The sequence below is a fragment of the Lysinibacillus sp. ACHW1.5 genome (assembly GCF_022014815.1).
GTDB lineage: Bacteria > Bacillota > Bacilli > Bacillales_A > Planococcaceae > Lysinibacillus > Lysinibacillus capsici.
Genome location: NZ_CP091777.1, coordinates 3,846,250 through 3,864,598, shown reverse-complemented (window position 1 = coordinate 3,864,598; position 18,349 = coordinate 3,846,250). Strand labels below are relative to the sequence as shown.

The 18,349-nt window shown below is 38.0% G+C and carries 16 protein-coding genes; 14 read left to right on the top strand and 2 right to left on the bottom strand.

Going from position 1 to position 18,349, the window contains the following annotated elements; genetic code table 11:
* Positions 1–255: 255 nt before the first annotated feature.
* The 14 genes from L6W14_RS19470 to L6W14_RS19405 all read left to right on the top strand — a co-directional run bounded on the left by L6W14_RS19470 (position 256) and on the right by L6W14_RS19405 (position 15,688).
* On the top strand, positions 256–1,269 hold the full coding sequence (locus tag L6W14_RS19470; RefSeq protein ID WP_009371539.1) for an ABC transporter ATP-binding protein: 1,014 nt from the start codon (positions 256–258) through the stop codon (positions 1,267–1,269).
* A complete protein-coding gene (locus L6W14_RS19465; RefSeq protein ID WP_131521934.1) occupies positions 1,244–2,224 on the top strand; it encodes an ABC transporter ATP-binding protein in 981 nt (326 codons plus the stop codon). The genes L6W14_RS19470 and L6W14_RS19465 overlap by 26 nt, the downstream gene beginning before the upstream one ends.
* Before the next feature lie 30 nt (positions 2,225–2,254).
* Entirely contained in the window at positions 2,255–3,871 is a 1,617-nt protein-coding gene (locus L6W14_RS19460) for an ABC transporter substrate-binding protein (protein ID WP_131521933.1), read from the top strand.
* A gap of 226 nt (positions 3,872–4,097) precedes the next feature.
* Positions 4,098–5,102 carry an ABC transporter permease gene (locus L6W14_RS19455; protein WP_131521932.1) on the top strand — a complete coding sequence of 335 codons (1,005 nt, stop codon included), beginning with the start codon at positions 4,098–4,100 and terminating at the stop codon, positions 5,100–5,102.
* Positions 5,103–5,114: 12 nt separating this feature from the next.
* Positions 5,115–6,011 (top strand): nickel transporter permease, encoded by an 897-nt coding sequence (nikC, locus tag L6W14_RS19450; protein ID WP_131521931.1) that lies wholly within the window; start codon positions 5,115–5,117, stop codon positions 6,009–6,011.
* Between the two features lie 278 nt (positions 6,012–6,289).
* Positions 6,290–6,907, top strand: coding sequence for a TerD family protein (locus L6W14_RS19445; RefSeq protein WP_131521930.1), 618 nt, complete (start codon positions 6,290–6,292; stop codon positions 6,905–6,907).
* 30 nt (positions 6,908–6,937) lie between these two features.
* Entirely contained in the window at positions 6,938–7,519 is a 582-nt protein-coding gene (locus tag L6W14_RS19440) for a TerD family protein (protein WP_048394760.1), read from the top strand.
* A gap of 34 nt (positions 7,520–7,553) precedes the next feature.
* Positions 7,554–8,129: a TerD family protein gene (locus L6W14_RS19435; protein ID WP_016994007.1), complete on the top strand. Its 576-nt coding sequence runs from the start codon at positions 7,554–7,556 to the stop codon at positions 8,127–8,129.
* 321 nt (positions 8,130–8,450) lie between these two features.
* On the top strand, positions 8,451–9,644 hold the full coding sequence (locus L6W14_RS19430; protein ID WP_131521929.1) for an HpcH/HpaI aldolase/citrate lyase family protein: 1,194 nt from the start codon (positions 8,451–8,453) through the stop codon (positions 9,642–9,644).
* Positions 9,625–10,983, top strand: a complete 1,359-nt coding sequence (locus L6W14_RS19425; protein ID WP_237898722.1) for a phosphoribosyltransferase family protein — start codon at positions 9,625–9,627, stop codon at positions 10,981–10,983. The genes L6W14_RS19430 and L6W14_RS19425 overlap by 20 nt, the downstream gene beginning before the upstream one ends.
* Complete coding sequence (locus tag L6W14_RS19420; RefSeq protein ID WP_237898720.1) at positions 10,980–12,080, top strand: cysteine protease StiP family protein; 1,101 nt, start codon at positions 10,980–10,982, stop codon at positions 12,078–12,080. Before L6W14_RS19425 ends, L6W14_RS19420 begins: the two co-directional genes overlap by 4 nt.
* An 8-nt stretch (positions 12,081–12,088) precedes the next feature.
* Positions 12,089–12,904 (top strand): HAD family hydrolase, encoded by an 816-nt coding sequence (locus L6W14_RS19415; RefSeq protein ID WP_237898719.1) that lies wholly within the window; start codon positions 12,089–12,091, stop codon positions 12,902–12,904.
* 95 nt (positions 12,905–12,999) lie between these two features.
* Complete coding sequence (locus tag L6W14_RS19410) at positions 13,000–14,631, top strand: YceG family protein (RefSeq protein WP_237898718.1); 1,632 nt, start codon at positions 13,000–13,002, stop codon at positions 14,629–14,631.
* Positions 14,632–14,653: 22 nt separating this feature from the next.
* On the top strand, positions 14,654–15,688 hold the full coding sequence (locus tag L6W14_RS19405) for a toxic anion resistance protein (protein WP_131521924.1): 1,035 nt from the start codon (positions 14,654–14,656) through the stop codon (positions 15,686–15,688).
* A gap of 122 nt (positions 15,689–15,810) precedes the next feature.
* Here the strand turns inward: L6W14_RS19405 and L6W14_RS19400 are convergent, their stop codons facing one another.
* Together L6W14_RS19400 and L6W14_RS19395 are read right to left on the bottom strand one after the other, a co-directional pair.
* Positions 15,811–16,899, bottom strand: coding sequence for an FUSC family protein (locus tag L6W14_RS19400; RefSeq protein WP_004230503.1), 1,089 nt, complete (start codon positions 16,897–16,899; stop codon positions 15,811–15,813).
* Positions 16,900–17,034: 135 nt separating this feature from the next.
* Complete coding sequence (locus L6W14_RS19395) at positions 17,035–18,321, bottom strand: glutamate-1-semialdehyde 2,1-aminomutase (RefSeq protein ID WP_131521923.1); 1,287 nt, start codon at positions 18,319–18,321, stop codon at positions 17,035–17,037.
* Positions 18,322–18,349: the final 28 nt, after the last annotated feature.

Here is an 18,349-nt window from a genome sequence, read left to right as displayed (position 1 = left end):
AAAGTCTTTCATTTATTCGAAAATGGAAGGCTATTTTTTTTTGAAAAATGTAAAAAATTATCTCTTTATAAGATTTTATTATTATCGAAGGCAATTATTGTAGAAATTCTATGTAATTTGCAGAATATTAATGATTGAAAGAGTAATGATTTTTAGTTAGAATTATCTGAAAATAAGGAATTTAACGAAAGTTATAGTATTCTATTAATATTATTATACATTTGAGTAAAATATAGGTAGGGTGGGGCGTTACACATGAGGAAAAAACTACTAGAAATAAAAGGTTTGAAAACAACCTTTTTCACAGATAATGGGCAAATTCCTGCTGTAGACGATATCGATTTTTCTGTCCATGAAGGAGAAATTTTAGGGATTGTAGGAGAATCGGGAAGTGGTAAAAGTGTTACGTCGCTGTCCATCATGGGATTAATTCCATCACCACCAGGTAAAATAACTGGTGGAGAAATTTTGCTAGATGGCAAAAATATTGCTAAATGTACGGACAAACAAATGCAAAAAATACGTGGTAAAGACATTGCAATGATTTTCCAAGAGCCGATGACTTCGCTAAACCCTTTGTTCACGATTGGTGATCAGTTAAAGGAAGCTATATTAATCCACAATCCAAAATGGTCAAAAAAGGAAGCGTTTGCAAGAGCGGTTGAAATTATGAAATTGGTAGGTCTACCACGTGCTGAGGAATTGCTAAAGGACTACCCACATCAGCTGTCTGGCGGTATGCGTCAACGTGTGATGATTGCTATGGCACTTGTCTGTGACCCTCAAGTATTGATTGCGGATGAGCCTACAACTGCATTGGATGTTACGATACAAGCCCAAATTTTACAGCTTATGAAAGACTTAAATAAACGATTGAATACAGCTGTGTTGTTAATTACACATGATCTGGGGGTTGTCGCGGAAACTTGTGAGCGAGTGATTGTTATGTATGCAGGACAAATAGTGGAAGAGGCGCCGATTCATGAAATTTTCACTAATCCTAAACATCCCTATACACAAGGACTCATTCAATCAGTACCTGACATGCGTTATAAAAAGGAAAATTTATACTCCATTCCTGGAAGTGTACCGAAACCAGGAAGTATTCAGGTAGGCTGTCGTTTTGCGGCACGCTGTGAATATGCAATGGAACGTTGTTTACAGGAAACACCACCTTTATTTGAAGCAGCAGAGAATCATAAATCGAGATGTTTTTTACTAGAGAAGCAGGAGGTGGAGCAACGTGTCGAAAGCGTTATTAAAGGTTGAGGGGTTAAAAAAATATTTTCCGATTCGAAAGGGAGTCCTTAATTCACATGCCGGGGATGTAAAGGCTGTAGATGATGTTTCCTTTGAAGTATTTGAAGGAGAAACATTAGGAATTGTTGGCGAATCAGGCTGTGGTAAATCCACAACGGGTCGCTTATTAATGCGTTTACTAGAGCCAACTGGAGGTAAGATAGAATTCGCAGGTAAAATGATTTCAGAATTATCCAACAATGAAATGAGGAAGGCACGTAGAGATATTCAAATGATTTTTCAGGATCCCTATGCCTCACTAAATCCTCGCCATAACATTGGCAAAATTTTAGAGGAGCCCCTTATTGTTCATGGGATAGGTAATGCCAAAGAGCGAAAACAGAAAGTGTTGGAGCTACTTGAGATTGTTGGATTGAATGAGTATCATATCAAGCGCTATCCGCATCAATTTAGTGGAGGGCAAAGGCAACGTATCGGCATTGCTAGAGCCCTGATGACCAATCCACGCTTAATTATTGCGGACGAGCCAGTATCTGCACTTGATGTGTCCATTCAGGCACAGGTTTTGAATTTATTGCAAAAGCTGCAAAAGGATTTAAAGCTAACTTATATTTTTATTTCCCATGATTTAGGGGTTGTACGTCATATCAGTAATCGAGTTGGCGTTATGTATTTAGGTAAATTAGTTGAGCTGACAGCGAGTGAGGACTTATATGCTGAACCGCTTCATCCATATACACAAGCACTTTTATCTTCGGTTCCTGTTCCAGATCCTACGTTTGAACGGGAACAGATCATCATTTCTGGAGATATTCCAAGTGCATCAAACCCGCCAAGCGGTTGTACATTCCATACGAGATGTCCATTTAAAAAGGATCAGTGCTCACAGGTAGTACCTAAAATGCAAGAAGTGAAACCAGGTCATTATGTTGCTTGCCATCTTTACGAGGCACTACAACATTAAATGATATAAAAACTCATAGGGGGAAATTCGATGAAGAAAAAGAAGTTTTGGACTTTAGGTGTAATGCTACTCCTTATTCTCTCGACAATCTTAGCAGCATGTGGCGGCTCAGATAACAAGGATACGGGTAGTAAAGATACTTCAACTGGTGGCGATACAGCGAGCAGTGGAGAACCAAAAATTTTAGTCTATGGTCGTGGTGGAGATTCTGTAGCACTTGACCCTGCTGTTGTTACAGACGGTGAATCCTTCACAGTGACAGCTAATATTTATGAAACACTTGTAAACTTTGGTGAACGAGATGTAACAATTCAACCAGGCTTAGCCAAATCATGGGAGGCATCAGAGGATGGTTTAACGTATACTTTCCAGCTACAAGAAGGTGTGAAATTCCATGATGGCACAGATTTCAATGCTGAGGCTGTTGTTAAGAATATTGAACGTTGGAAAACAGGTGCGGATAAACATCCTTACTTTAGTTCGCAATTTGTCGTTGGTGACAAGCAAGTAATTGAATCTGTAACTGCAGAGGGAGACTACACAGTTGTCTTTAAGTTAAGTCAACCTCAAGCACCATTTTTGAAAAATTTAGCAATGTCTCCATTTGCAATTGCTTCTCCAACAGCATTTGAAGCAGATGAAGAAGGTTTATCTGCAAATCCTGTAGGAACGGGTCCATTCAAGTTTGTTAGCTGGGTACGTAATGATTCAATCACAATTGAGAAAAACCCAGATTACTATATTGATGGCTATCCTAAATTAGATAAAGTAATTTATCGTTCTATTCCAGAAAACTCAGCACGTTTAAATGATTTATTAGCAGGCAATATTGATGTAGCTGATGGCTTAAGTCCTTCTGATAAAGGAACAATTGAAGGCGATGCAAATTTACAGTTAATCGAACGTCCATCTATGAACGTTGGTTACCTTGGTTTAACTGTTACACGTCCACCTTTTGATAATGTAAAAGTACGTCAAGCAGTCAACTATGCAATTGATAAACAAGCATTAGTGGATGCGTTTTATGAAGGGCTAGCTGAACCAGCGAAAAACCCAATGCCACCAGTAATTTCTGGTTATAACGATGAAGTGACAGGCTATACGTATGATCCTGAAAAAGCGAAAGCATTACTTGCTGAAGCAGGTTATGATGGCAAGGAAATTGAGCTATGGGCAATGCCAGTACCACGTCCATACATGCCAGACGGACAAAAAGTGGCTGAAGCGATTCAAAAGAACTTAGAAGACGTAGGTATTAAATCTAAAATTGTGTCATTTGAATGGGCTACGTATTTAGAAAAAGCTCAAAATGGTGAAGCGGATGCATTCCTACTTGGCTGGACAGGCGATAATGGGGATGCGGATAACTTCCTATACACGTTATTAGACGCCGATAATATTGGTTCTAATAACTATACGTTCTATGATAATCCAGAATTACACAAGATATTAACAGCTGCTCAAACTGAGATCGATGAAGACAAGCGTAATGAACTTTATAAGCAAGCTCAAGTAATTATTTCTGAGGATGCTCCATGGGTTCCACTTGCTCACTCTATTCCAATTTTAGCTGCTAACAAGAAAGTTACAAATTACATTGCGCATCCTACTGGCTCTGACCGTTTAGATGCAGTAGATATTCAATAGTAAATTTCATCATTTTTTAATTGAACAAAAAAATGTGAAGAATCTGCTTGCTTTTCTGCGGGTAAGCCGTGGAAATCTCGCAGATTCTTTTCAAGTAAAGATAATGATTATTTCCTGTATGAAAGAATTCAACTAAACATTCAAAACCGTTTAGTGAAGGCTCAACCTTTCAACAGTATATAAAGACTTCACAGTAGATTATGAAAATCATAGAGAGGTGATGAAAATGCTTCACTATATGGGGAGACGTTTACTTCAACTAATCCCAGTTTTGCTTGGAATGACTTTTATCGTCTTTATGTTGATACGAGCAATCCCTGGAAATCCAGCACAGGTTATTTTAGGACAACAGGCAACAAAAGAGGCGGTCGAGGCGTTAAACGCAAGTTTAGGATTAGATAAGCCGTGGTATACACAATATTTTAGTTACTTAGGGGGTATTTTTCAGGGAGATTTAGGAGTTTCCCTACGTACGAAACTACCTGTATCAGAAGAAATTTTCCCATACTTAGCAGCAACAGCCGAACTTGCATTATTTGCGATGATTATTGCGATCGTTATTGGTGTGAATGCTGGCATTATTTCTGCATGGTTCCAAAATTCTTGGTTTGATTATACAGCGATGATCATAGCGTTAATCGGTGTTTCTGTACCCGTGTTCTGGCTTGGATTGATGGAGCAATGGACATTTAGTAGTAAGCTTGGTTGGTTGCCTACATCTGGTCGAGAAGATGTGCGAAATCCAATTACCGCCATAACCCATTTTTATTTACTAGATACACTCATTCAAGGCCGCTTTGATCAATTCATCGAAGTCATAAAGCGATTAATATTACCAGGAGTAGCACTTGCAACGATTCCGATGGCTATCATTGCAAGAATCACAAGGTCCTCCATGCTAGAAGTTATGCGTTCAGATTATGTAAGGACGGCAAGAGCAAAAGGACAAAAAATGTTTATCGTTGTTTATAAGCATGCATTAAAGAATGCGGTTATTCCTGTGTTAACGGTAATTGGTCTACAAACTGGATTACTGCTAGGTGGTGCCATTCTAACAGAGACGATTTTTAGTTGGCCAGGAATTGGTCGTTATATTTATGATGCGATTGGCTTCAGGGATTATCCTGTTATTCAATCAGGTATTCTCATCGTTGCATTTATTTTCATCATGATTAACTTAATCGTGGATTTACTGTACACAGTAGTCGACCCACGGATTAAATACAAATAGAAGGGAGTTGCAATGATGACTGGAGCAATCGATATAAAAAAAGAAGTAGCACCAGCTCGAGAAAAGGCAGTAGGTCCATGGCTCGAAGGCTGGCGTAGTTTTAAAAAGAGTAAAGTATCCCTTGTGGGAGCAGGAATTGTTATATTTTTCATTTTACTGGCTGTCATTGGTCCGTTCATTGCACCGCAGGGCATCAATGAACAAGATTTAACGAAGCGCTTACTGGCACCATCCGCTGATCATTGGTTTGGAACGGATGATTTTGGACGGGATATTTTTTCGAGGATCATTCACGGTGCAAGGATATCGCTATGGGTAGGCTTTTTTTCTGTTATTTTGTCCGTGATAATTGGTAGTTTACTTGGCATCATTGCAGGTTATTATGGAAAATGGATCGATACGATAATTTCACGTATTTTTGATATTATGCTAGCTTTCCCTAGTATGCTACTAGCGATTGCAGTAGTATCAGTGCTGGGTCCATCTTTACAAAATGCATTAATCGCCATTGCTATTATTAACGTACCGAATTTTGGGCGCTTAATCCGTTCTAAAGTTTTAAGTGTCAAGGAAGAGGAATATATAGTAGCGGCAAAAGCAATTGGCATGCGTGATGCACGAATTCTATTTTCACATATTTTGCCGAATTCCATAACCCCAATAATTGTACAGGGAACACTAGCAATTGCGACAGCCATTATTGAAGCGGCAGCATTAGGTTTCCTTGGGCTAGGGGCTCAAGCTCCAGCACCAGAATGGGGCAAAATGTTAGCGGATGCACGGAAGTTTTTATTAAATGCTCCGTGGACGATGATTTTCCCTGGTTTAGCTATTATGTTAACAGTTTTAGGCTTTAATCTAATGGGGGATGGACTACGAGATGCACTTGATCCAAAAATGAAAAGTTAGTAATTAGGAACAATAGCCTTCTACAAGTTAGAAGGTTTTTTTAGCTGCGTGGACCAATGGATATAAAAGGAACATTTTTACTACAAAAACGTTCTATAGTATAGAAAAAGACATGAGGGGCTTTCAAAAATAAGAGAAAACACCTTTTCGGAGCCATTAATTGAATTTTTTGTCACGTTATTTTAGACTTAATTTAAGTAGAAATCTTTTAGCTTAGTAGATTATTGCTTACCATAAAATCTTTCGACTGAAATACATATTTTAGGAGGGTGTTAGAATTGGGGATTAATTTACAAAAAGGACAAAGAGTTGATTTAACAAAGGGTAACGCAGGATTAAATAAAATTAAAGTTGGTTTAGGGTGGGACCCTGTAGGCCAAGAGAAAAGTGGCGGCTTTTTAGGTGGTTTATTTTCTAGCAGAAATAGTGGCAGTGGCAGAAGTATCGACTGTGATGCTTCAGTATTAATGTTACAAGATGATAAGGTTGTAGCGGGTGACGATGTTGTTTATTTCGGGAAATTAACAAGTAGCTGCGGTTCTGTTCGACATTCAGGTGATAATTTGACAGGTGATGGCGATGGTGATGATGAGGTAATTACAATTGAACTATCGTCTGTACCTTCGCAATATAACAAGCTTGTGTTTGTTGTAAACATTTATGATGCGGCAGGTCGCAATCAACACTTCGGTATGATTCAAAATGCATATATTCGTGTATATGATGACAGGACAGGAAGCGAATTAATTCGCTATAATTTAACTGATAATTATTCGAATTTAACGACGTTAGTATGTGGAGAAATTTACCGTCATAATAACGAATGGAAATTTGCTGCGGTTGGTACGGGAACAAATGACATAAAGCTTGGCGACGTTGTTCGAAGATATCAATAAATAATTGACTAACTAGGAGGAATAAAAATTATGGGCATTTCACTACAAAAAGGTCAGAAGGTAGATTTAACTAAAACAAATCCAGGATTAACGAATGTTGTTGTAGGTTTAGGCTGGGATACAAATAAATATGATGGTGGTCATGATTTTGACTTAGACTCCTCTGTATTTTTACTTGCTGATACAGGTAAAGTTGCAGATCAAAATGATTTTATTTTCTATAACAACACTACAGGTGGCAATGGTTCAGTTGAGCATTCAGGCGATAATTTAACAGGTGTAGGCGAAGGTGACGATGAAGTGGTGAAAGTGGCATTAACTCAAGTACCTGCCCATGTTCAGCGACTAGCTTTCACAGTAACCATTCATGATGCAGAGTCTCGCAGTCAAAACTTCGGTATGGTGTCTAATGCCTATATTCGTATTATGAATGCTGCTTCCAACGAAGAAATTATTCGCTATGATTTAGGCGAGGATTTCAGTATCGAAACAGCTATTGTTGTAGGAGAATTATATCGTCATAACGGAGAATGGAAATTTAATGCGATTGGTGCAGGCTATCAAGGTGGCTTAGCTGCTTTATGTAATGATTATGGCTTAAGTGTAAACTAAAATTTCATCTTTGGACAGAAAGGGAGATTTTTGAATGGCTATACAATTAAGTAAAGGGCAACGTATTGATTTAACAAAGCAAGATCCAGGCTTAAATAGCATTGGCATTGGTTTAGGCTGGGATGTAAAGCAATTTGATGGTGGACAAGACTTTGACTTGGATGCATCTGTATTTTTACTAGATGCTTCAGGTAAATGTCGGAATGAACAGGACTTTATTTTCTATAATAATCTAGCGAGCCCAGACCAATCTGTTGTCCATACAGGAGATAATCGTACAGGTGCAGGGGATGGGGATGATGAAAAAATTCTTGTCAACTTAAAGCAAGTATCACCTCAAATTGAAAAAATTGTAGTGACGGTTACTATTTACGATGCTGAGGGACGTCATCAAAACTTCGGGCAAGTCTTAAATGCCTATGTACGATTGACGAACGAAGAGTCGGGGTCAGAGGTATTGCGCTACGATCTAGGTGAAGATTTCAGTATTGAAACGGCTGTAGTATTTTGTGAGCTTTACCGACATAATGGTGAGTGGAAATTTGCTGCAGTAGGTTCAGGTTACCAGGGTGGACTAGCTGCTTTAATCAATGCATATGGCCTACAGTAACTATGGGACATAGGGGCATGGTAAAGGAGCGGGTGTAGATGTATTAAATGAGATATTCAATACATATGCACAGTTTTAACACTAGCAGATGTAACAAGGGCTTATCGTAATGCACTGAAAATATGTGTTAGTATTTTGGGGCTACCATCCTTCGCATGAAATTTTCGTTATTATTTTAATAGCTAAATTCTTATTGACATTTGTGGTTTACAAGTTGAAAAAGAAAACAGCAGTGTAAACAAGGCACTGTATTAGTCTGTATGGAACAGGCTGATACAGTGCTTTTTTCACAAAAGGCATAGTTACTGGGGAGAGGATTAGATGCAACACTTTGCAACAGAAGCAGAGACGATTTTTTATAAGAAGCCACAGCCGTTTACAAAATGGGAAACGTCGGATATTTTGTCATATGCCTTAGGTGCGACTTTGTATATGCCAGCTTCCATGCCTACGATTGTGAGCTTGATCCGATCACAAAAATATAAGGAACTCACATCACTCGTCATTGATTTGGAGGATGCAGTTGGAGATGCAGAGTTAGTAGATTGTGAAGCTAAGCTGATAGAGGATATTAGTGAATTATATGCACTCTATCAGCAAAAACAGCTATTACTTCAGGAGCTCCCTTTACTTTTTGTTCGAGTACGTCATGTTGAGCAATTTCAAAAGCTAACAACTGTTTTAGGAAAAAAGCAAGAAATATTAACTGGCTATGTCTTTCCGAAATTTACAGCAGAACAGGGTGCTCGTTATTTCGAGTTGCTTGAACAAACCATTTTAGAAAATGATTTAATTTTATATGGTATGCCAATTTTAGAAAGTCGTGAGGTCCTATATAAGGAATCTCGCATGGAAGCGTTATTAGACATTAAAGCAGTTCTACATCAATACAAAGCCCGTGTGTTAAATGTACGAATTGGTGCTACCGATTTTTGTGGCATTTACGGAATTCGACGCCGTATGGATTCTACCATTTATGATATTAGTGTCATTCGCGATTGTATTGCAGATATTGTTAATATATTAGGCCGTGAGGAAGATGGTTTTATTATTTCTGGGCCTGTGTGGGAGTATTTTAATAATCAGCGTGTATTAAAGCCCGCACTTAGAGTGACACCATTCAGTGAGAAAGGTGCGCTTGATACAAGGAAAGCATTATTAGACGATTGTTTAGATGGATTAATGAAAGAAGTTTTAATGGATAAACAAAATGGCATAGTGGGAAAAACAATTATTCATCCGAGCCATATCCGTGTTGTGCATGCCCTCTATGCTATTTCGTATGAGGAATACTTAGATGCGCTAAGTATTATAGAAAATAATGATGGACAAAAAGGTGTTATGAAAAGTCACTATGCTAATAAAATGAATGAAATGAAGCCACATATGAGATGGGCACAACGGATTTTAAAACAGGCTCATGTCTATGGTGTTTATCATGAATCTGTCGATTTTGCTTCACTGTTATTACAGTCTGAAATAGGTGGTAGTGTATATGCAACAACAAATGAGTAAATTAAGCATTTTACCGAATTATTCAATTGATATTGAAATTACCTACAATCCACATAATTTTGCGCTAACCGACTTGTTTAGAATGGCGGCTCGGATTAATAAGAAGAGACAATTTTTGTTTGTAAGCACGGTACTAGGCAAACATTTGGCTGTCCGTCCGCAAATCCCTTTACTGACAGGAACTCTTTTAGCTATGCTATATCAGCAGCACCTTACTGGACAAAAGGTAATGGCTTCGTCTGTCGTTACAGCTTTAAAAGATGAATCTAATTTGGATGAAGTACAAAAATCCATAGAAGGAACCCTAGAATTAACGGATGAAACATTATTTATTGGCTTTGCTGAGACGGCAACAGCACTTGGACACGCAGTATTTAATACCTTTCACTCGAATGCTATGTATATCCACACAACACGTGAAGTGCTGCTAGATTTTGAGCCATTTGTTACGTTTGAGGAAGAACATTCACATGCGACAAGCCATAGAATTTATACGGAGGAACCAGAACTTTTACTGCAAGCTAAGCGCATTGTGTTAATTGATGATGAGATTACTACTGGAAATACGGTCATTAATATGATTGAGACATTAAGACAGAAATTTCCTTTAGTGAGACAATATGCGGTACTATCTATTTTAGATTGGCGTTCCCAACAGCAGCAAACAATCTTTAAGCAGTTAGAAGTACAATGGGATATCTCTATAGAATTCATCTCCATTATGTGTGGGAATTTTTACTGTTCAGGCATTCCAAGCTTAACCAGTACACAACCTAACTTACTAACACAGATTGCACGAGATATGGATATTTGTCCGATTCAAGTATCTGCTGATCGCAAATCCTATCGATCTGTTGCGGAGAATGGATTAATAAATAAGCATCCCTATTTACTAGCAACAGGGAGATTTATGCTCACGTCAAAACAGCATGTTGACCAAAAGCAAACGATACAAGCTATTGCTATTCAAATACAAGAGCTAAGAACAAATGGGCCAGCGCTTGTTATTGGCACGGGTGAGTTCATGTATGTTCCTATGCAAATTGCCTCTTATTTAGGGAATGATGTTTATTTTCAGTCAACTACTCGTAGTCCAATCTATTGTACAGATGATTTAGGATATACGATTAACGATAAAATAGCCTTTGAAAGTCCAGAAAATAACGGGGTCACTAATTTTTTATATAATCTTCAAAGCCAGTCTTACACGGAACTTTTTTTCTTAGTGGAACGTATAGCAAGTAAAGAGGTAGTTGCTCGTGTGGTAAAGGCATTACAAGAAGCCACTAACGCCAAAGTATATGTAATTAGTATGCATGAATTGGAGGTAGAACGATGATATCGACTTTGCAGCCAGATAAAATGGGGAGTTATGCACCAGAGGACGTTATTTTTTTATTGCGTGATATTGGAAGTGCATTCCTTGAAATGGATAATGAGAAACGTGAACAACTCATTCAATCGGGTATACATTATTCGGAAATGCTGCCAGTGGAGAAGCAACCATCGGATACCTACATGAATCTTTTTTATAAAGCGCTAGATGTTCATGCAGAAAGAATAGCAATCGCCGTTGGAGTAGTGGCAGAACAAATCATTGAAAATAGAGGATTAAAAAATTTAATTCTTGTGAGTTTAGCTCGTGCAGGTACACCCATTGGTATTTTAATCAAACGGTATATAGCCATGCATTATCATGTGAATGTTCCACACTACTCCATCTCTATACTGCGAGGTCGTGGGTTTGATGAAATGGCAATTCGTTATATTTTGACACAGCATCCTCTAGGAAGTCTGCAATTTATTGATGGTTGGACAGGAAAAGGGGCAATTACCAATGAATTAATTCAATCCTGCCAAAAGTTTAATTTACAATACCAAGAACAGTTAAGTGCCGATTTAGCTGTTTTGGCTGATCCTGGCCATTGTGCAGCTATTTATGGAACTCGTGAGGATTTTTTAATACCATCTGCTTGTTTAAATTCCACTGTATCTGGATTAGTAAGTAGAACGGTATTAAATTTGCAGTTTATGGATGCAAACGATTTTCATGGTGCAAAATACTACAAAGAATTAGAGGCAATAGATGTCTCCAATCTGTACATAGAGCGTATCGTCACATGTTTTGAACAAGTACAGAGTAAAATTGTGCAACAAATTCAAGAGCAAGAAATCTCTCCAATTACTTGGGAGGGTATGAAGTCCGTGCAAACAATTCAACGAGATTTTGGTATTGATAATATTCATTTCATTAAGCCAGGTGTTGGGGAAACGACAAGAGTTTTGCTGAGAAGAATACCTTGGAAGATTTTAATTAACCCACAGTACATGCATGAATTGAAACATATTTTATTATTAGCCCAAGAAAAAAATGTATTGGTTGAAGAGTATTCGAATATGTCCTATGCATGTTGTGGTTTGATCAAAGAATTATAGAGGAGAATATGATGATATTATTTACATCTGATTTAGATAGAACCCTTATTTATTCTAAACGCATGATGGAGATGTTTCCGCCAGCAACAGAGACAATCGTCGTTGAACACAAGGTCGAAATAGCAATGAGTATGATGACACAGGCAACAGCACCCCTATTGCAACAGGTACACCAACAAAGTTTATTTGTACCTGTTACGACAAGAGCCTTACATCAATATAAAAGAATCCATTTTATTCATGATTTATGCCCTGCTTTTGCAATTACAAGCAATGGGGGTACAATAGTAGAAAAGGGTCAGCCATATGAGAAATGGACACAAACATTATCTAGACGTATTGAAGATTCCTCGATCCCTCGTATGGATATGCTAAAGCTTTTTCAGACGATTAAATCTGATACATGGCTACAACGATCTCTGTATATAGATGAACTTTTTTATGTACATCATGTAGATATTGATGTTTTACCATCCGATGAATTACAAGCGATGATTCAAGAGTTTGATATGCATGGTTGGCATGTTCTGCTACAAGGGAAAAAATTGTATTTTATGCCCAAGGTGCTGACAAAGGAAGCGGCTATAGAATATATAAAAGAGTTCTGTACATACGATGTGCATATAGCAGCAGGTGATTCTATTATGGATTATGGCATGCTTGCAATGGCTGATTTAGGTTTTACACCAAATCATGGCGACTTAAAGGATAAACAGCCAAAGTTTTTACAAAATACAACTTACTCGCCTCACAATGGTGAAGCATTTACAAAGAATTTATTGGAAACAGTTTTACAGATGGCATCACAACAAACGATCGTATAGATGTTCAAATATTTTTGTTGTCATTAGGTGAGACGTCCTATGACAAATGAATGCTTTAGCATAGGCTGAGGATGATTTTTAGGAGGTGCGTTTGTATGCAAACAATCACAATTAAATCAGTGTTGGAGCGTCATCCTGATGATTGGCTACAGGCGTTTCAAGATTCACCAAAGGATCGTGCATTTTATGAAACAACAGAGCAGCAAGTGAGCTTTAGTAGAATTGGTGTTCGTGTATTGGGCGTACCAATCGAAGAAGATGATTATTTCAATTCATTATTTACATTGTCACAGAACACTAACATCCATATTTTAAGTGAAGAATTAAATAAACATATTGAACCAAAAGACTTTCAGGCAATACAAACAATCCTTTCGCAGCATCAACAAACTCCACAAGGTCTATCTATAAATCGTTTAGTGGCAATGATGTATGGTTATCAATTAATTCCTAAGCATGATGACAGTGTAATGAATCGCCATTTACAGTTAGCAACCATTAAAGTAGTAGAGCTCTTTCAAAAACAGCAATCGTTAGGTTTGCTAGCAAATGACTTTCGCCGTTTTTTAATTGATATGGTGAAATGGTTGAAAAACCATTGGATTCTATGGACAAAATCCATGAAACCAACAGATGATTTTCCTAAAGTAGTTTGGTATGGGGAAGCAACTCTAAGTCAGCGCTATTTCTTATTGTTATTAATGGAGCTTGGTTGTGATGTGTTAATTTTTCATCCAGTTAAAATAGATGAATTTGCTGAGATTGATCCTAACGATACTTTCTCTATCACATATGCATATGCCAATCAAACAACTTTACAGCCATTTCCTGATAAGTTGCGTGACCGGCAGGCAACGGTTGGATATCGATCTAGTCAGCATTTTGAGCAATTAATGCATGATCAGCAATCAGGTGTCTATAAGCCTTGGCAGTTTAAAGATTTTATGCCACGCTCCTTAACATTACGGATGACATATGATGATATTTTTATTTATGCAAAAGAGAAAGCTTTGGTTCGACCACAGTTTGAAGTAATTGGGAATGAGATTGTCATTCCAGTCATATTTGCCAAAATTAGTGGGGTTTCGAGCAGACGGGAAGAATACTGGTATTATATGCATCAGTTATTAGCAAATCCGCAAACTGTTTTTGTCCAGAAATTCCCCTATGCACCAACGAGTAGAGCCAATTTTCACTTTCACTATAAGCACTGCCTAGTAAATGGAGAACTATCAGTAGAGCGTATTATGCAAAGTGATTGGTGGCAATACGGTGAGTTAACATTGGAGCTACAGCGTGCGATTGCACACACGATAAAAACTTCCTGTGAGCAGCCCATGTTGAAACAGCAGCCAAATGAGACCTTATATGATTTACAGTTATTTTTATTTAAACAAATGACGATGATTCCACAGGAGATCCTAAGATTACTACAAAGCTTTGACTATTCCCAAGAGGTACCGAAGCTGGTATTATACCAAGCACCTCAACAACCAGCTTTATCACGTGAGGATATAGCGTTATTGGCCTTTTTAAATCGGTTTGGTGTGGATATTGTTTTTTATAATCCGACAGGTCAACTAGATTTAGAAAAGTATTTGCAAGAGGATAGTTATGATGTACACCGTTTAGAGCATATGCTGTTTGACTTGCACTATGAAGAACCAAAGCCACAGAAAACTGCACCCGACAAAATCATAAAAAAACTCTTTAATCGTTTTTTCTGATGATAGGAAGGAGGCGGCACGAATGTCGAATAACTCGTTGATGCTGAAGCAGCTGACACTGGAAACAGCAGAAGCCTTCAAAGAACAGTTAAGGGATCATGCAGAGGTACGGCAAATTGCCAATCAAATCAATATAAAAAATCAGATAGAGCTATTAGCTTTGGGAAAAGAGCCGTCCACAAAATTAGCTACATTTGCAGATCAAATTTTAGCCATCATCACCCAGTCAACAACTTTCGAATCAAATGAATTATTTAAGCAGCTTGAAGCCCTTATGCAGACATTCGACAAACAAGATTTTACAGAGCAAAAGGGATTTTTTAAAAAGCTATTTGCACGTAAGATCAAAAATGATGGCGATTTATTTACGAAATACAATGGACTGGGGAGAGATATTGAGAAAATCCATTATCAATTTGTACTGATGGAAGAGGAATTAGCAAGGGATAATCGAGTACTTGCACGTTTATATCAAGAAGACCTCATGTACTATCTTGAGCTAGAAAAGTATATCGTAGCAACTGACATGAAACTTCATGAGGTCCAAACAACATTGATTCCGATGTATGAAAAACAGAGTGAAGCAGGTAATCAGCTGGCGAAAATGGAGCTAAATCGTTTGCAAGCTATTGCAGAGATGCTCCAGCAAAAAATAGATGATTTAGAAAAATCGCGTATGGTGGCTATTATCACAGCCCCTCAAATCGATATGCTACGTAATGGTAACAATGAATTGATTGAACAAATTAATGGGGCTTTTGTTAAAACCATTCCTGTTTTTAAAATGGGTTTGATGAATGCAGTTAATGAGAGACGTCAACAATTACAAAATCAATCAGCCGCTGCCTTTGAAGATCGTATGAAGCAATTTGGGGGAGCTAGCAAGGAAGCGGTGCAATTAAGTACTGCCATGGCTCAACAATCCAGCACTACCCAGACTCTTGAAGAAATGTGGGATACGATTGTATCAGGCATTGCCAATTATCAGCAATTACGTGATGAACAAACGGTTAAACGCCAACAAGCAGAGCAACAATTGCTAACATTGCGTTCTTAGCTTCTTTCCTCTAAGTAGATTACTACTTGGAGGTTTTTTGTATAAAAAAAGCGACAGAATTACCGCATTCAATGGGTGATCAAAGCCCCCTGAATCAAGGTAATCTGTCGCCAAAATGTTAGCTATATGAATTCCTCTTCAAATTCTACATTGATTTCATGTCCATGATAGCTTTGGTAAGAAACAATGAGTGTATCAAGATGTTCTAAGTTTTCCTCATAATCTAAAATACGCGATAAAATATAGAGTAGGTGATAGCTAGAAAACTCCGTATCGCCTTCTTCACGAGCAAAGTTGATTTGCTTAATGAAAATTTCCATCAGCTCATTACGTTGGACATAGTCAATGCTTTTACTCCACTCTGAATGCTCAGGCTTTAGTTTTCCTGTATATTTTAAGAGCAATTGCTCATGGTACGTTAGCAAGGAATCAAGTCTTTCCTGAATCATTAAATGAAATTGTGTAGGGAGCTGCGCTAATTCATTTTCGTGATTATGCAAACGCTGTAGTAACTCCAAGCTTTTCTTGGAAGTTAAAATCATTTGACGATAGACTACTAGTTTACGTGCTTTCACATATTTTTTATTTTTAAAATAATTACGCTCTTCCTTATATAAATCATACAGCGTATCCACTCGTAGCATACGGTTTTTAAACTTACTTAATGCTGTCTTTGTGGATGTGTGCTCAGAAGCTTGACGTACAGCCAGTCGTGTCCAACGAATAATATCATCTTGTAAAATATAAATTTTGCGAAATAGTTTTACCTCGTATTTAGGTGGTAAGAACACAAGGTTTACGACAAACGCTGCTAATACACCAACTAATATCGTAACAAAGCGTATTAAACCAAATGTTAAAAAGTCATCCCCTTGAAATTCCATAATAGCCACAACTGATACCAACGCTAGCGAAAGTGATTTTTCCAGTTTAAACTTTAACATTAAACCAATAGCTATTATGACAGCTATACCAATGGCAACGACATGATGGCCAAAAAGTAAGCCGAAAATGACAGCAATTGTCGCACCTATGATATTCGCTTGTACTTGCTCTACAATGGTTTGGTAAGAACGATAAATAGAAGGCTGAATAGCAAAAATAGCTGCAATTCCAGCAAAAACAGGTGAAGGTAATTTTAACAACTCTGCAATAAATAATGCAAATACGATAGCTACACCAGTTTTAAATACACGGGCACCTAATTTCATAAAGATGTCCTTTCTGTCTAATATTTTTTAGCTTCTTTACATTATAGAAGGAAGTGCTCATAAAATACATAGATTTGCATGGATGAATAAGAAAAAGGCGACTTCTACTTGCAAGTCGCCTTTTTCTTGTCAAGATTACAATTGAGAAAACGCAATATCTACTGCTTCAATTGTTTCCTGAATATCTGCTTCTGTATGCTCAGTTGTTAAGAACCATGCTTCATATTTAGAAGGAGCTAGATTAATGCCTTGCTCAAGCATAAGTTTAAAGAAGCGTCCGAATATTTCACCGTCAGAGTTTTCAGCTTGCTCATAGTTTTCTACTTTCACGTCTGTAAAGTAAATAGTCAGCGCCCCTTTGAGACGATTTAACGTGATGGTTACGTCATGTTTTTTAGCAGCAGTTAAAATTCCTTCTTCTAAAATTGCGCCCAATCTATCCATTTCATCATAAATGCCTGGCGTTTGTAGCACTTCTAGGCAAGCAATACCGGCTTGCATAGATGCAGGATTTCCAGCCATCGTACCCGCTTGGTATGCTGGACCGAGTGGTGCAACAGTATCCATAATCTCTTTACGCCCGCCATATGCACCGATTGGTAAACCACCACCAATAACTTTACCAAGTGCAGTTAAATCAGGTGTGAGGCCAAGTAAATTTTGAGCGCCACCGTAGTGGAAGCGGAAGGCCGTGATGACTTCATCATAAATCGTTAAGGCCCCTTTTTCTTTAGCAGTAGCGTGTACTAATTCAAGGAAGCCAGGATTCGGTTCAACAATACCAAAGTTTCCTACAATTGGTTCGATTAAAATAGCTGCAATCTCCTCGCCCCATTTATTCATGGCTTCTGTAAAGGCTTCAGGGTTATTAAAAGGTACAGTAATAACTTCTTCAGCAGTTGAAGTTGTTACACCTGCTGAGTCTGGTGTTCCTAATGTTGCTGGACCTGATCCTGCAGCCACTAATACTAAATCGAAGTGTCCGTGGTAGCAACCAGCAAATTTCATGATTTTTGTACGGCCTGTATAGGCACGTGCCACACGAATCGTTGTCATAACAGCTTCTGTACCAGAGTTGTTAAAACGTACTTTATCCATCGATGGAATGGCTTCCTTTAACATTTTTGCGAAAGTAACTTCATATTCAGTCGGCGTCCCAAATAATGTACCATTTTCAGCAGCATGCGTTATGGCCTTTGCAATATGAGGATGGCCATGACCAGTAACGATTGGACCATATGCTGCTAGATAGTCGATATAACGATTGCCATCTACATCCCAAAAATAAGCGCCTTTTCCTCGCGCCATGGCTACAGGAGAACCGCCACCTACTGCTTTATATGAACGAGAAGGGCTGTTTACACCACCAACAATATGCTGTAATGCCTCTGCATGTATTGCTTCAGATTTTGCATGATTCATAGAATTGCCTCCTAACTTTTTATACGTA